The sequence below is a fragment of the Mesorhizobium sp. BR1-1-3 genome, assembly GCF_020165455.1.
In the GTDB taxonomy this organism is placed as follows: Bacteria; Pseudomonadota; Alphaproteobacteria; order Rhizobiales; family Rhizobiaceae; genus Mesorhizobium; species Mesorhizobium ciceri.
In genome coordinates this window covers 260,334-276,022 of the sequence record NZ_JAIUIC010000010.1, presented here as the reverse complement: position 1 = coordinate 276,022, position 15,689 = coordinate 260,334, and the positions used below count along the sequence as shown (strand labels likewise).

Below are 15,689 nucleotides of genomic sequence, written 5' to 3'. Positions count from 1 at the left end.
AAATTGGCCGATCTGTTGGCGGGACAGCGCCCCCCTCTGCCCTGCCGGGCATCTCCCCCACAAGGGGGGAGATCGGCTGTCATCGCTAATCATCCCTCACCCCGCCGTACGCGCCAACTGCAGATCCACGAACTGCACGCCCTTGGCCGCCATCCGCGACCACTCGGACTCCGCATCGAGTTCGAGATAGCGCACCCACAGCCGCCGCGCCTCCGGCAGATCGCCGGCGTCGAATTCGAGCCGGGCGAGGTTGAACACCGGATCGGCATAGTTTTTGTCGAGCGCGATCGCTTTCTGCAGGTGCCTTCGCGCCGAGGCCTCGCGGCCCTGCTCGCTCATCAGCCCAGCGAGGTTGAACCAGGCCTCGACGAAGGCCGGATCGAGTTTTATCGCATTGATATAATCGTGCGCGGCGTCCGCCGCGTGGCCGCCGGCGCGCAGGCAGTTGGCGCGGTTGAAGGCGGCAATCGCATCGCTCGGATCGATGGCGAGACAGCGCTGGTAGAGTGCGGCTGCCCTATCATGGTCGCCACCCTCCTCCGCCGCTTCGGCCTCGGCAAACAACTCTTCCAGTGTGTCGTCGCCTGCCGAACCGGCGCTGCCCAAATCGAACAGAAGCTGTCCGTCGAGTTCGCTCTGGCCGCCTTCGAGGTAGATCGCATCGGCGCGCCCATGCTGCGAGCCGACATTGAGCGACTTGGCGGTCAGCGACGCCACCGGGCCGGAGCGGTGGACGGAGCGCGCGATCGCCCCCCATGTCGCGCCGCCGGCGACGAGCCCTGCATATTTGCGCGCCAGGATCAGGTCGCGGAAGGAATAGGGTTCTGCGTCATGCTCGAACGCATCGAACAGTGACAACAAATCGAGCTCGGCGCCGGATAGCCGCGATTGCTCGATCAGCGATTGCCGCGACAGCGAAGACGCCTCCGGTGCCTTCATCAGCCCGAGAAGGCGCAGGAATCCGTTCTCGCTGATCAGCGTCCGCCCGGCCCCGCGCTCGGCGGCGACACGGCGCTCGATCTCGGCATCGCCGTTCCTGGAGAGCCCGGCCTTAGCAAGCAGCGTGCGGCCGCACACGACATGCGTGGTGCGCCTGGTGACGCCGCGCCGCAGCTGGCCGTGCTGGCGTTCGACTTCACGCGCGGCCAGTCTGAGCGGAAACGCCGCCAGCGCGCCGATGGTGCCGAAAACAGCGCCGGCCGGTGCCGTCATTTCTTGCTCTTGCCGACCGCCTTCAGCAGATTGGCCTTCAGCGGATTTTCAGCAGCACCACCCGCTGCCGCTTTCTTCGCGGCTGGCTTGGCAACCTCGTCGGCCTTGCTCTTCGACTTGGCCGGCGGCTTCGATTGCGACAGGCTCGCCTTCAGCGCATCCATCAGGTTGATGACATTGCCGCGCTCCGGTGCCGCCGCAATAATCGGCTTGTGGCCTTTCAGCTTCTCGCGGATCATCGTCATGAGTGCCGCCTCGTAGCGGTCCTCATAATTCTTCGGATCGAAGGTGGTTTCCTTCTGCTTGATCAGCGCTTCGGCGAGCTGCAGCATTTCGGGATCGGGCTTGCCAGCTGGAATATTGCCAAAATATTCAGCCGTTCCGCGCACTTCGTTCGGGTTCCTCAAGGTACACACGAACATGCCGTTCTCGCGCGCGCCGATCGTCACCACGCGCTCGCGGCTCGACAGCACAAGGCGGGCGATGGCGAGCTTGCCGGATTTGCGCATCGCTTCGCGCAGCACGGCGAAGGTCTCTTCCGCCATCGCGCCGTCGGGCGCCATGTAGTAGGGCGCGTCCTGGTAGATGACGTCGACCTCGTCCTCGTCGACGAAGGCCTCGATGTTCATCGTGTGATTGGATTCGATGCGCACCGCGTCGAGGTCTGCATCATCGATGATGATGTACTGCTTGTCCTCGTATTCGTAACCCTTGACCAGATCAGCACGCTCGACGAGCCCTAGTTCGGGGTCGACCGGCTTCATGTTGATGCGGTTATGGGTCTTCTTGTGCAACTGGTTGAACGAGATGCGCTCGCTGGCGCTGGTGGCGGGATACAACCGCACCGGACAGCTCACGAGGCTGAGTTTGAGGTAACCTTTCCAACTTGCCCTAGGCGCCATGAAACACTCCTACGCGGTCATGCACTGACATTTTAGCTTGAGCATGATCTTATCCGAAAACCGGTTCCCACTTTTCGGGATCATACTCTGCAGCGCTTTCGTCCGAAGGACGATTGGCGCCGCGCAAATCCTACACCGACCCCACACGATACAGGCAAATCCCTGACGAAATCTTTTAGGACGCCTGAGGGTCGCAGGCGAAGGATAATTCAAATTGTACGAAGCGTCGATCATACTCTTCGTCGTCTTCGGGCTAAGCAAGGAGCGAAGCGACGCGGCGCAGACCCTAGGATGACGAGCGCAGGGTCGGCAAATCCCGCGCGAACTCGTCGATCTCGGCCCACGGATCGCCCGACGTCGCCAACAGCCCCGGCAGCGACGAATAATTCAGATCCTGCGGCGCATCGATGGATTCGAGGTCGCTCCAGCTGACCGGCGTCGAGGCCGGCAGATTGGTGCGGGCGCGCAAGGAGTAAGGTGCTGCGGAGGTGTGGCCGCGCGCATTGCGGTGGTAGTCGATGAAGATGCGCTTCTTGCGGTTGTCCTTGCCCATGGTGGTGGTGAAAGTATCAGGCGCCGTTGTCGCCAGATGCGTGGCGATCGCGCTGGTTGCCTGGTGCAGTTTCTTCCAGTTCTGCTTGCCTGTCACAGGCACCGTGATGTGGATGCCGCTGCCGCCGGAGGTCTTGGCGAACGGCACCAGCCCCAGGCGCTCCAATTCGTCCTTGATGTGCACCGCGGCCTCGACCACCTCGCGCCAGTCGATCCCTTCTCCCGGATCGAGGTCGAGGACGATCTGGTCGGGTCTGTCGAGGCTGGCGCGGTGGGTGCCCCAGGTGTGGAACTCGACGACGCCGAACTGCGCCAGCGCCAGATACCCTTTCGCGCCTTCGACCGAGAGATAGGATTTGGTTTCGCCCTCGGAATTTGTCGCCTCGAATGTCACCACCGAGGGCGGCATGCCGGTGAAGGCGTGGCGCTGGAAGAAGCAATCCTTCGGCAGGCCGGTCGGGCAGCGCACCAGCGACACCGGCCGGCCGAGAATGTGCGGCAGCATGAAATCGCCGACCAGCGCGTAATAGACAGCGATGTCGAGCTTGGTCGGGCCGGTCTTGCCGAACAGCCGGCGCGTCGGGTTGGTCACCCAGATGGTGGCAAGGTCAGCCTCGGCGATCAGCCGCTTGCGTGTCGAGGATACCGGCGTCGACAGGCCGACATCCCTCAAACCGCGGAAGACGCCGTGGCGCAGTGCGTTGTCCACTGTGCGGTTGGCGTAGTGGATGCGCGCCGACAGCAGCGGCCGCACCCAGTTCATCTCGCGCATGACCTCGCGCGGAACGCCCTCGGGCGCGGTGGCGCCTTCCCGCAGCGGCTCCAGCCTGGCGAGCAACTCACCGGCGGTGGCGGCATCGAAACCGGTGCCGACCTTGCCGCGATAATGCAATTCACCATCCTCGAACTCTGCCATGCCGAGCGCCGCCAGCCCTTCGGCCGCATCGGAGATGGTGAAGCCGGCGATGACGAAGTCGCCCGACTGCAGCGCCTTGGTCTTGGTCCAGCTTTTGCTTCGGCCGCTCTGATAGATGGCCGTGGCGCGCTTGGAGACGACACCCTCCAGCCCCAGTTCCGACGCCTGGTCGTAGAGCCCCTGCCCCGAGCCCTCGACATGGTCGGAGAACTGGATGGCGGAATTGGCGCCGAGGCCCGATAGCATCTGCGCCAGCAGCGCCTTGCGCCGGACCAGCGGCGCCTTGGTCAGGTCCCAGCCGTCGAGATGGAGAAGATCGAAGGCGTAGAAATGGAGCTTGCTGCCGGCGCCCTCGGCCAGCGCATCCTGCAGCAGCGCGAAACGGCTGATGCCCCGGGCGTCGAGCACCACGATCTCGCCATCGATGATGGCGTCGCGGCACGGCAGTTTGGCGAACGCATGCGGCAGGTCGCCATAACGCTTCGTCCAGTCGATGCCGCCACGGGTGATCAGCTTGACCACGCCGTCAGTGAGATGCGCCATGGTGCGGTAGCCGTCGAATTTGATCTCGTGCAGCCAGACTTGTTTGGTGTCTTCGCCATCGGGCGGTTTTGGCACCTGCGTCGCCAGCTGCGGCTCGATACGGGCAAGCATGGGGGCCTTGAAGGCGCCCGGCAGCGTGCCGGGCTTCAGCGATCCCTGTCTGGGCACGGGTTTGGCGGCGGGCTTTGCCGGCGCCGCCAGCTCCTCGATGCGCAATCCGGATTTGACGCTCTCCGGCCGGGCCGTGAGGATGTCAAGCGCGGTGTCGGCGGCGAGGTCGCGCTCCTTGAACAGCAGCCAGTTCTTCTTGTTTTCGTCTTCGCCGGGTTTCGGCTTCAGCCGGGTCAGCATCCAGCCGCCATTGAGCTTGTCGCCGGCCAGCCGGAACTTGAAGGCGCCGGTGCGCAAGCTCTTTTCGACATCGTGCATCGGCGCCCAGCTGCCGGTGTCCCAGACGATCATCGGCCCGCCGCCATACTCGCCTTCGGGAATGACACCCTCGAAGTCGATATATTCGAGCGGATGATCCTCGGTCTCGACCGCCAGCCTTTTGTCGGCCGGATTGAGCGAAGGCCCGCGCGGCACCGCCCAGCTCTTCAAGACATCGCCGACCTGCAGTCGCAGATCATAATGGTCTGCGGTGGCGTGGTGCTTGTGCACGACGAAGCGGTTGCCGTCGCTGCTGACGAGCCCGCCAACCGGTTCCGGCGTCTTGGCGAATTCGCGTTTGGCGCGATAGGCTTTGAGCTTTGGTGGAGTCGTCATCGCAAAGATCGAAGCACGGCGGCCAGGAACAAGCCAGTCACGCTCTCAATCGTCAGCAGCCGGCGTCAACTCGAGCTCCGCCGGCGACAGCCCTTGCTGCAACTGGCTCAGCCGGAATTCGTCGACCCAATAGGCCTCGCCATCGACCAGAACCCGGGCTTGGTAGGTGCCCTCCGAAAAACGCTGCTCGGTGATGTAGACCTTGTGACGATCGAGCGCTTTGCGCACCGCGGCGCGTTTGGAATTCTGACCTGTGACGGGACTGAACATGACACTGCCCTCGGTCGCCCTGACACGCAACGCGGCCGCTGTCGGCGGCCTTGCGACTGGCTCCAAGGATGCCGGAGACGAGGTGTCCTGTCAATTTCGTGGCAGTGCAGATTGCAGTCCGGTTAAATTTTGCAGTCTTTTGAAGATGCTCGGGTCTCGGCCTGAATCACGATGTGAAGCGCGCGAAGACGTAGCCGCGCGTGATCGTGCCTGTTACCGCCAGCCTACGAAGCGGCCGGCATACCCGAATGAGTGGATTTCCGGACTTCCCCGATGAGATCGAGTGTCGCTGCCGCGACCTCGGCAACCTGAAGCCGCTGCACACAATAGACCCCACCGGGGTTGTTTTCTTTACAAACACCTGGAGCGATGCATGGACAGGGCATGGGCGGCTGGAGCGTCCGGTTCGGGACACCGAACGGGCCCCATTGCTCAGGCGACGTCAGGCCGTACAACCCCACCGCTGGAGTTCCGACAGATGCCGCGATGTGCATCGGGCCGCTCTCATTGCCTAGAAAGATTGATGCTTCGGCCAACAATGCCGTCAGGACTTCAAGCGAGGCCTTTCCGACGACACTGGCGACCGGCGACGCTGCCACTTCAAGGATCCTTTGCGCGGCAAGCCCCTCATCCGGCCCACCAACGAGCAGAGATCGCAACCCGGTTTTGGCGTATACCTCGTCGATGACCGCAGCAAAATGTTGCGGCGGCCAACAACGTCCTTCGAACCTAGCGCCGGCATGCACGGCCACATATGACTTCTTTGCCAAAGCGTTTTCCGCAAGAATCCTGGCACACTCTTCCTGGGCGGTCCCGTTCGGCTGCAGCCGAGGCGTTGGGTCCGGACAATCCAACTCAAGCGCGTGGAGTGGAGACAGGTTCCTGTAGAGATAATGGGGGCCGCCCTGTCCGAAAGTCGCGGCGAGAACGTTTGCAAGCTGGATTTCCCAGAACTTCATCGGATGCTCGGAAGGATCGAAGCCGACGCGAAGTGGAGCGCCGATCAAACGATGCATTATCCGCGAGGTTTTTGAATCGGTAAGGTCGATGCTAAGATCGAATTTTCGACGCCGCAGATCAGAGATGACGCCACGATAGTCGCTCAAACGCTTGAGCAGAGTCCTTCCTCTGCCGCGGGATTCAAAGCCAACGGCAACATCGGCGATCCCTTGTGCGACGATGAACTGCTTGAGTCCCGGCGCACAAAGCATGGTTACCGATGCTTGTGGATAAGAAAGACGCAGATTGCGAACCAAAGCAGATGTCAGAACGACATCTCCAATGTACTTCGTTTGAATAATGAGGATGGAACGAATCCCATCTCCTAAACTTGCATTCATCGAGATGATCTGCCGAAAACGCCAATTTGAGAAAATCTGCCGACGACACTCATTTCTGAACGTCAAGCGCGCTTTCAAATATAGAGCCAACCAACCCTGTCAACAACCTTGCCGGCCTTGGTGCCTCTTTGCATCGGTCGTCGGCAGGACCGGCAAACGCTCGTCCTCAGTCCTTCAATCGCCGCAAGCGGCGCGTCAGGCCCTGGACGGCTTTGAGCAGCCGGGGGCGCGACCGCGTCATGCCTTCGACCCGGCTGCGCAGCAGAATGGCTGCGTTCGCAGCCCTGCCCCGCACCGTCACCGGTTCGCAGATCTCGGCCAGAACCGAACTCGCGGCACCAATATGTTGCTTGTAGCCCTGGCCGCCGACCGACAGGTCGAAATAGTCGAAGCCCCGCTCGCATCCCCACATCATCAGCTTGCCCATCGTCGTCAGGCCGGGTGAGACATTGGCGACCGCGTTCTGGTCGATGCCCAGCAGGAGGGCGTGAAGTGTGCCTTTTCTGACCAGCACATAGATGGAGGCGAGCCAGGCTTCACCGACGCGTAGACCGAAGAGCCGCACCGATCCATTGGACAGGCCTTGCAGCGCCGCGGCGCGGTAGAAATCGACGACCGGGACCTGCGTCAGGAGGTCGAAACGCCCAAGCTCACGAAAACGCTTCAGCCGCAGTTCCAGCAGCACATCCAGGAGCTCCTCGGTCAGATCCGGCGTGTCGGCCTCGACCAGAGCGAGGCCACCAAGCTGTTCGAAGCCGCGGCAATGCTTGCGGAAGGCCTTGGCAAAGGACGGCTTGCAGATCCGCTTGATGAGCGTCTCCGGGTCGCCGTGCAGGACGAGGCCGGAGGTGACCTGGATGGAGTCGCGCGCCACCGAAAGCAGTGCCAGCGGATTGACGAGGCCGTGGATCTGCTGCGGGATCCCCGCGATATGGATGCGATCCGCCGGTGGCAGAACGGCACGGACCGCCGCCCACATGGCGTCGGCACTCTGCCTGGTCCACGCTCTCCCATCCGCCAGCAGCGGCACCGAGTAGTCGCACACGCGGCAGCTCAGCCATTCGATGACGTGGTGGCCGAGGGCCCGGCGCCGCATCAGCGGCAGCAGCATGGCCGGCGCGCCGGTCACGGCGTCACTCACCTCGATGACGACCAGGTCCGCGTCCTTGGGCATCAGCCGTGCGGCGATTCCTTCGACCCAGGCATAGTGCTGATGGGCAGTGCAGACGCCGTGCGCCTCAAGCAGCAGCCATAGCAGCCTTACGGTGTCGAAACTGGTGTGCAGCCGAGCCGTGAAGTGCGCGGTTGCATCAGCGTTGGCGACAGTCGGGGAAAACCGCCCACCGGGCAAATCCCTTATCGGAGTCGTTCGCGCCGCGTAGCTTGCCACATGCTTCTCCCGTCATTCCGATCCCCCACGCAGGCGCCGCAAGTCCCGCATCAGTCCCTGGAGCCTCTTCAGCAGCCGAGGTTTGGAGCGCACGAACACCTCGGTCCGGTTGCGGACCTCGATGGCTGCGCTCACGGCGCTGCCTCGCACCGTAATCCCGTGGCAAAGCTCGCGCAGGCCCGAACCCACGGCACCCATATGTTCCTTGTAACTCTGGTTGCCGACCGACAGGTCGAAATAATCGAAACCGCGGCCCCGCGCCCAGCTCATCAACTTGCCCATGATCAGAAGTCCCGGCGAGACATTGGGCACCGCGCCCTGATCGATTGAGATCAGCAGAGCATGAACGGTGACTTGATGGATCAGCAGGTATTGTACCGCGATCAGAGCTTCACCAACACGCAACCCGAAGAGCCGCACCGATCCATCCGACAGGCCCTCGAGAGCGGCGTTTCGATAGAAGTCGACAGCCGTCGCCTGCGTCAGCAGGTCGAAGCGGCCCAGTTCGCGAAAGCGGCTGAGCCGCATCCGGACCAGGCCGCCGAAGATGACCTCCACCAGGGCCGGCGTGTTGGCTTCGACCAGTTCCACGTCGCCAAGCCGTTCGAGGCGGCGCCAGTCCTTGTTGAAGGCCTTGACGAAGGATGGCCGGCATAGGCGCTTGAGCACGGTTTCCGGGTCGCCGTCGATGGCGAGGCCGAAGCTGGTATGCAGGGAATCGCGCGTGGCTGCGAGCAAGGCCAGAGGGTTGGCGACGCCGCTGATCGATTGCGGAATTCCCGTGATCTGGATGCGGTCCGCCGGCGGCAGCACGGAACGCACCGCAGCCCACGCGGCCTGCGCCGATTGCATCGTCCACGGGCTGGCATCGGCCAGCAGCGGTGCCGAATAGTCGCAAACGCCACAGCTCAGCCATTCGATCACCCGATGGCGGAAGGCCGGCCGCCGTATCAGCGGCACCAGCATTCGCGGCGCGCCCGTCACGGCATCGTTTACCTCCACGATGAGCAGTTCCGCACCTTCCGGCATTAGCCGCGCGACGATCCCCTCGGCCCAGGCATAATTTTGGTGGGCGGTGCACACACCGTCCGCCTGGAGGCGCAGCCAGAGCGGCCTCACCGCTTCCAAGCTGGTGTGGAGCCGCGCCGTGTAGGCATCGATGGCGACGACGGTGGCCGGATGGGAGGACTGGCCATCGGGCGAGCCGGTCACCGCAGCAATTTGCACCGCCTGGACTGCCATGTTTTTTCCTATCGCTTTGCCGTAGCGAACGGCAAGGTCCGCCGCCACGCGCCCAACCGGCTGTCGCGCGCCTCATCGGGATGCTCGATATTCCACATGCGGTGATGCGCGAAATACCACGATGCCACGAGCACGAACATCTCCGAGACGGCGGAACCCAACAACGCCCACGGCGGAGACGCGATTGCCAGCAGGGCCGCGATCAGCGCCAGCCCGACGACCGCGCCGCCCGTGGTGATGAACGCGACGATCCGAAAATCGCCGAGTATCTCAAGCACGATGCGGGGCATGATATAGAGCATGATCGGGACAAAATTCGCGATCACGAAAAGCCCAATGAACCAGGTCGAAGCGTCCTGGAGAGCCTGGGATTTTATCATCGGCAGGACGAACATGATCGCACATCCATAAGCAAGGCCGCCGAGCCCCATGACGAGCGCCCAGATCTTGGCCTGCGTCCAGACACGGCCTGTTTCATTGTTCCGCATCAGCCTGGCGAGATCCGGCTGCGTCATGTTGACGAACGCAAGGCTGATGATGCGCAGCGGAGCAAACAGCACCAGAACCGCCGCCAGCGGTGCGTAGGCGGCTGGCCCGGCAATGCCGGCGACCAGCAGCGCCAGACATTGACCCTGGATGTTGGTGGTGGTCGCGCTGAATGCCGACCAGCGCAGTTGGGGCCAGAGCCTGACATAGCGTCGGCGCGTCGGCATGCGGAAGCTGATGCGAAGCGAGCGCCGAGCCAGGCGGACCAGGACGAAAATGCCGAACACATTTGCGGCTGCAAGTGCATAGAATACGGTCTGCAGCGGGTCTTGGACCAACCAGATCGACAGCCCGGTCAGGACACAGCCGGCGACTGTAAAAGCGCCATCGCTGATGGAGACGACAACCTGCTGGCGCCGTGCGAAGAAAGCCGTGCGCATATGGCTGCGCAACGACCAGGCACCGACGAAGCAGCCGGCGGCAATTCCGCTTGGATCTCCAAGGACATGCATCAGAACAGCCGTGCCGACGGCCATCAGCAACGCCACGATCAGCGCCGCCGTTCCGAACGCCACGTCATAGGTATCGACGCCGGCGCTGTTGGTGCTCTTGCTCATCCAGATGCTGGCGGGAACAGCGGTGAGCGACCTGATATAGGACAGGCCGACCCCGCCCATCACCATGCCGATGGCGAAGAGGCCGTAGCCCTGCGCGGACAGCATGTGCAACAGCATGATGTTGAGGGCGAAATGAAAGCCGCTCTGCATCGCCTCGCCGCCGATCATCAGCACGAGGCGTCGAACCAGATGGCTCGGAAACGCTAACTTCACGGCCGTGTCTCCGCTGCGCGGGCAGCGGGCGCCCTGCCCGGCCGCGCGATGGTCGTCTTCAGCTTTTCGGCGGCGATCGCGGTGATCGCCGCGGCCGCGACCGGCTCGCTGAAGATCGCCTCGTAGCGCGCGCGCCCGGCAGCGACAAACCCGCGCCAGGCCTCAGGGGCGAGGATGATCTCCTGCAATTTCGCGCCAAGAGCTACTGCGTCGCCGGGCGGAACATGCCAGCCGGTCTGCCCGTCGCTGACCACTTCCACCAGCCCGCCGATCGCCGACACAAGCGGCGGCCGGCCATAAGCCATCGCCTCGATGGCGACGCGGCCCAGCGATTCCGGACGCCGCGACGGCACGGTGACGATGTCGGCCCAGCGATAATGCTCCGAGGGATCGGGAATGAAAGGCAGGACTCCGACGCGCTCGACAAGCCCCATGGTTTCGACCAGTTCGGCAAGCGCACGCTCGCGCTCGGTGCTTTCGAAGGCGCCGCCGACCAGCCTGACCTCGACCCTCGCCTGGAGTTCTGCCGGCATCGAGGCGATCGCCTCCAGCAGGACCTCCTGCCCCTTGATCCGGTTGATGCGGCCGAGCAGCAGCACCCGCAATGGGCGCTTGCCGTCATACGTCATTGGTTCGACCGCCGCCGGCCCGGCAACGCCGTTGTAGACGACATATGCGCGCGCCGCCTTGGGATCGCCAAACGCGGTGCGTGTCGCGCGCGAATTGAAGATCAGATCCGCATGGCTCCAGCGCATCAGGCCGACAAGTACCCTGCGCATGGCGCCTTCGGGGATTTCGTGGATGTGCAGGACGGCCTTGTAAGGCAGCAAGCGCGCGGCCAGCGCATAGTCGGCAACGATCGAGGTGTTGACATAGACGAGGTCGCAGGCCTTGAGGCGCCGCCACGCCCTGAACACGGCAACCGGCAATCGCGCCATCTCGACTGTCGCAAGGCGCGCAATGGCCTGGCGCCTCAACACCCAGAGCGGTTCGAAGACGATCCGGCTGGCATGCGCTTCCAGGATCTGGACGATCGGCCCGCTGCGCGGCAAGACCACCTCGATGTCGGCCGACGGAAACGCGGCGCGCAGCGCAGCCACGCTCTCCGCGAAGCTGCGGTCAGAACCATAGAGTTCATAACCCTGATGAACGCAGGCAATCCGCATCTTTGTTTCCCGCCGGGTGCTGCAACCATCGCGCTGGGCGATTGTGGCAGAACCCCGTCCGCAAGAATCATGCCTGGTTCGATATGTCCGCCTATCGGTTCGATATGTCCGACTGCCGGCCGTACGCCCCTGGCATTGCTTCGTTTCGATACAGCTACGCACAGAAGGGTTGACCGAGAATGAAACAACCACCGGGTTCAACACCGTTTTTTTACAACCCCGCGCCATGATCCCCTCCCAGGATACCGAAATCGGAAGATGGCACGAAAGTTGCGGTCTGCTCATTATAAATTAAGCAATATCTAATATATGAGATGTGTGAAAGTGCCGCCGGCCGTGAAACCAGAAAAGCCCGCCATTCTAATCCTGGGGACCCGCGGCATACCCGCGGCCCATGGCGGCTTTGAAACCTTTGCCGAAAAACTGGCGCTGTTTCTTGTCGGGCGCGGCTGGAAGGTCGGCGTCTATTGCCAGGATGAGGTCGAGCGGATCGACCAGCGGGTGCGCAGCGAAACCTGGCGCGGCATCGAGCTCATTCACATCCAGGTCGCCTCCAAGGGACCGCGCGCGACCCTGGAATTCGACTGGCAATGCGCCCGCGATGCTGCCAGGCGATCGGGCGTTTGCCTGGTGCTCGGCTACAATGGCGCGGTCTTCCTGACCTGGCTCAGGCTGAAGCGGCGCAAGATCTTCACCAACATGGACGGCATCGAGTGGCGTCGCCCCAAATGGGGGATGGCGGCGCGAACCTGGTTCTGGCTCAACGAATGGATCGGCGCTTGGGCCTCGCATCGGCTGGTCGCCGATCATCCCGCCATCGCCGATCACCTGGCGACGCGCCGGCCGCGCAGCGCCATCGCCACCATCGCCTATGGCGCCGATCCGGTGGCATCAGCGCCCGAGGCGCCGGTCCGGGCGCTCGGCCTCGAGCCCGGGCGTTATCTCATCTCGATCGCGCGCATCGAACCCGACAACAACATCCTGCCGATTGTCGAATCCTTTTGCTCCACCAAGCGCGACATGAAGCTGGTGGTGCTGGGAACGCTGTCCGACGACATCCCCTACCATGCCGCCATCCGCAAGGCGGCGAACGGCTCGGTGGTGCTGCCGGGCGCCATTTACGACCAGGCAACGGTGAAGGCCCTGCGCTTCCACGCCCGCGCCTATCTGCACGGCCACACGGTGGGCGGGACCAACCCGTCGCTGGTCGAGGCGCTGGCGGCCGGCAACATGGTGATCGCGCATGACAATCCCTACAACAGGTGGACCGCAGGGGCTGCGGCGATCTACTTCACCGACAAGAACAGTTGCGCCGAGCGGATGCAGCAGGCGCTGGACGATGATGCCCTGGTCAAGGCCTGCGGCGTTGCCGCGAGGGCGCGGGCCCGCGAAGCCTTTCGCTGGGACGATGTCCTGCTCGCCTATGAAAACGAGGCCTATCATCTGCTCGGCATGACCGCCGCCAAGACCACTGCGATGGATCACGCATCGCCAGGAACCGTATGATAGGCTGGTCGCGCCGGCGGGTGCTGCGGACCGCGCTGTCCACTGCAGCGGCTCTCGGCTCGCTCCCGGTCGCACCAATCGCTCGCGCCGCCGCCGGGACGCGGTTTCGGCGCGGCGTCAACGCCTGGCCCTGGTTCTCGCTGACGCGTGAATTTCCCGCACCCCGCACCGACTACGGCTGGCCGCCCTTCCAGTCGCAACGGCCGGTGCCGACCCCAGACGACCTGCGTCGGTTGCGCGAGACCGGGCTCGATTTCATCCGCTTGCCCATCGATCCCGGCCCCTTCCTGGCCGCCGACGCCAAGACGCGCAGTCAGTTGCTGGACATGCTGGACGCCGCCGTCACCGCCACCCTCGACGCCGATCTTGGCATCATCGTCAACATCCAGGCCAACGCTGCCACCCATTACTGGAACCCCGACCGCATGGTCTCCAGCACCGCCGCACCCGCTTTCGATCTCTATCGCGGGCTGGTCGGCGAGCTTGCCGGCAGGCTGGCGCGGTTCCAGCCCGGCAGGGTGGCGCTCGAGCCGGTCAACGAACCGGCGCAGGCCTGCGCGTCGAACGTCTGGTTGCAAATCCAGCTCGCGCTTCTGACCGCGGCAAGGGCATCGGCAGCGACCCTGCCGTTGGTCGTCACCGGAGGCTGCGGCTCGATGGTGAGCGGACTGACCGCGCTCGATCCGGGCCCGCTGTCGCCCTTCGAGCCGATCCTGTTCACCTTCCACTTCTATGAGCCCTATCTGTTCAGCCATCAGGGCGCGCCCTGGATGCGCGAGCCGGTCTATCGGTCGCTCAACAATGTGCCGTGGCCGGCATCCGCCGGCTCGCTGCAACAGACGCTGGCATCGGTCAGGGCGCGCATGGCGCAGGACACCGAAACCCCTGAAGACGCCAAGCAAGCAGCCTATGCCGAGACCGAGCGTGTGCTGAAAGTCTATTTCGACGCCCAGCCCGACCGCTGGTTTGTCGACAAATATCTTCGCCAGGTCCGCGATTGGGCCGACGGCCATAGCCTTGCGCCGGAACGCATCATCATGGGCGAGTTCGGCGCGCTGCGCACCGACGCCCGCTATGTCGCCGCGCCCAACCCGGATCGCGGGCGCTACATCGCCGATGTCAGGCGGAGCGCCGAGGAACTCGGCTTCGCCTGGGCACTGTGGGATCTCTTCGATGGCATGGGCATGATGGACGACACCACCCGGGCGCTGGACCCCGATATCATCGCGGCGCTTGGCCTGACCATGCCGGCGGACTGACCGGCCTGAACGCTGTCCGCGCCGGCCGATAGAGCACCAATGCCAGCACCACGAACTTGGTCAGCAGCGTCGTCTTCGACGCGACGCTTTCCGAAGTGTTGATCAGGATGACCCAGCCCAGCATCGGCAGCCAGATGCCGGGATGGCAGCGGCGCGCCACCTCGAACAGGAACAGCACGAAGCCGAACGTCAGCAAAAGCGTGAAGAAGGCGCCCTGATAAAGGACCGTGCGGATGATCGGGTTCTCGATGCCCTGTTCAAGACCGTTGATGCGGCGCAGGCTGTCGATCAGGTCGACATCCGGCCCCACGATCAGATCGCGCAATTCCAGGTGCTTGAAGAGCTCGAACATCTCGACCCGGGCATTGGCGCTGCCGCTGTCCGACACGAAGCGCTCCAGCAGCGCGTCGAAAAAGCCCAGATATGCCGCCACGATGATGACGACCGGCAGCAGGGCGGCGAGCATGAAGCCGAGTGCCGCACCCAGGAGATTGACGCGGCCCTGGCGCAATTTGGTGATGCCCTGAAAAAGCAGGTAGCAGCCGCCGAGCACCACCGTCGTCACCATCGCCGTGCGGCCGCCGAAGGCGACGAGTGCCGCGCATTGCAAGCCGATCAACCCTATCCGCACAGGCATCGACAGGGATCTGGCACCGGAGAGCAGCGCAAGCACATAGATCGACGTCACCATGGCATTGGCAAGCGGATGCCCCTGCAGCGCGCTCGAGCGCAGATCGGTGGTAAACGCCACGCCGTCGAGGCGATAGGGGAAGATAAGCGTCTTGGTGGCGAACTCGAAAAGGGCAAGCAAGGCATTCGCCGTCATGACCACGTGGACGACGGTCTGCAGTCCGGCGAAGGTCCGTTCGTCGTCCTCGCTGAGCATCAGCACGAGAAGTGCCGCAGCCACGAACGTATCGATCATGCCGGCCATACCTGGCCGCTGCCTGGCGATGACGACAACCAGAAGCACGATCGATATGGCGGCCATCAGCGCGCTGGCCGGCCGCCTGTCGGCGAGATGGACGATATGGCCGACCGGATTGCCTGATGCGCAGGAGCGCCAGGCAAGCAGCAGGACGATGAGATAGGTGGACGGGTGGATCTTGGTCGCCGGGTTGCCGAACAGGCCATCATAATTGTAGCCGACCAGCCACAGCATGCCCCCCGAGATGCTGAACAGCACCGCTACCGCCGCGATCAGTCCGAAGCGCGTCAGCGCATCGACCGAGGTGCCGGAGATGGGCGTGCCGGCACGGGGTGCGGCAGCACCATGGTTCGAAGCGCTTGCGCTCCAACTGGCCACCATA

12 protein-coding genes are annotated in these 15,689 nt (G+C 63.6%); 2 read left to right on the top strand and 10 right to left on the bottom strand.

Going from position 1 to position 15,689, the window contains the following annotated elements; translation table 11 throughout:
* Positions 1-96: 96 nt before the first annotated feature.
* From LB559_RS22735 to LB559_RS22695, 9 genes are all read right to left on the bottom strand, one after another.
* Positions 97-1,212, bottom strand: coding sequence for a tetratricopeptide repeat protein (locus tag LB559_RS22735; protein ID WP_224675026.1), 1,116 nt, complete (start codon positions 1,210-1,212; stop codon positions 97-99).
* Positions 1,209-2,114, bottom strand: a complete 906-nt coding sequence (locus tag LB559_RS22730) for a Ku protein (RefSeq protein WP_024501732.1) — start codon at positions 2,112-2,114, stop codon at positions 1,209-1,211. The genes LB559_RS22735 and LB559_RS22730 overlap by 4 nt, the downstream gene beginning before the upstream one ends.
* A gap of 286 nt (positions 2,115-2,400) precedes the next feature.
* Positions 2,401-4,890, bottom strand: coding sequence for a DNA ligase D (ligD, locus tag LB559_RS22725; RefSeq protein ID WP_224675025.1), 2,490 nt, complete (start codon positions 4,888-4,890; stop codon positions 2,401-2,403).
* A gap of 45 nt (positions 4,891-4,935) precedes the next feature.
* Positions 4,936-5,160: a hypothetical protein gene (locus tag LB559_RS22720; protein WP_027160830.1), complete on the bottom strand. Its 225-nt coding sequence runs from the start codon at positions 5,158-5,160 to the stop codon at positions 4,936-4,938.
* 224 nt (positions 5,161-5,384) lie between these two features.
* Positions 5,385-6,566 carry a glycosyltransferase family 9 protein gene (locus tag LB559_RS22715; protein ID WP_318014182.1) on the bottom strand — a complete coding sequence of 394 codons (1,182 nt, stop codon included), beginning with the start codon at positions 6,564-6,566 and terminating at the stop codon, positions 5,385-5,387.
* A 100-nt stretch (positions 6,567-6,666) separates the two neighbouring features.
* On the bottom strand, positions 6,667-7,890 hold the full coding sequence (locus LB559_RS22710; RefSeq protein ID WP_127385385.1) for a GNAT family N-acetyltransferase: 1,224 nt from the start codon (positions 7,888-7,890) through the stop codon (positions 6,667-6,669).
* A 12-nt stretch (positions 7,891-7,902) separates the two neighbouring features.
* Positions 7,903-9,132, bottom strand: coding sequence for a GNAT family N-acetyltransferase (locus LB559_RS22705; protein WP_013530610.1), 1,230 nt, complete (start codon positions 9,130-9,132; stop codon positions 7,903-7,905).
* A gap of 8 nt (positions 9,133-9,140) precedes the next feature.
* Positions 9,141-10,448, bottom strand: a complete 1,308-nt coding sequence (locus LB559_RS22700) for a hypothetical protein (protein ID WP_024501738.1) — start codon at positions 10,446-10,448, stop codon at positions 9,141-9,143.
* Positions 10,445-11,614, bottom strand: a complete 1,170-nt coding sequence (locus tag LB559_RS22695) for a glycosyltransferase (protein WP_224675024.1) — start codon at positions 11,612-11,614, stop codon at positions 10,445-10,447. The genes LB559_RS22700 and LB559_RS22695 overlap by 4 nt, the downstream gene beginning before the upstream one ends.
* A 336-nt stretch (positions 11,615-11,950) precedes the next feature.
* On the opposite strand from LB559_RS22695, the gene LB559_RS22690 reads away from it, so the two are divergent.
* Together LB559_RS22690 and LB559_RS22685 are read left to right on the top strand one after the other, a co-directional pair.
* Positions 11,951-13,120, top strand: coding sequence for a DUF1972 domain-containing protein (locus tag LB559_RS22690; RefSeq protein WP_224675023.1), 1,170 nt, complete (start codon positions 11,951-11,953; stop codon positions 13,118-13,120).
* A complete protein-coding gene (locus LB559_RS22685) occupies positions 13,117-14,379 on the top strand; it encodes a glycoside hydrolase family 5 protein (protein WP_027160835.1) in 1,263 nt (420 codons plus the stop codon). Before LB559_RS22690 ends, LB559_RS22685 begins: the two co-directional genes overlap by 4 nt.
* Here the strand turns inward: LB559_RS22685 and LB559_RS22680 are convergent.
* Entirely contained in the window at positions 14,342-15,688 is a 1,347-nt protein-coding gene (locus LB559_RS22680; RefSeq protein WP_224675022.1) for a VpsF family polysaccharide biosynthesis protein, read from the bottom strand. The two genes, LB559_RS22685 and LB559_RS22680, sit on opposite strands and share 38 nt — an antisense overlap.
* Position 15,689 lies beyond the last annotated feature (1 nt).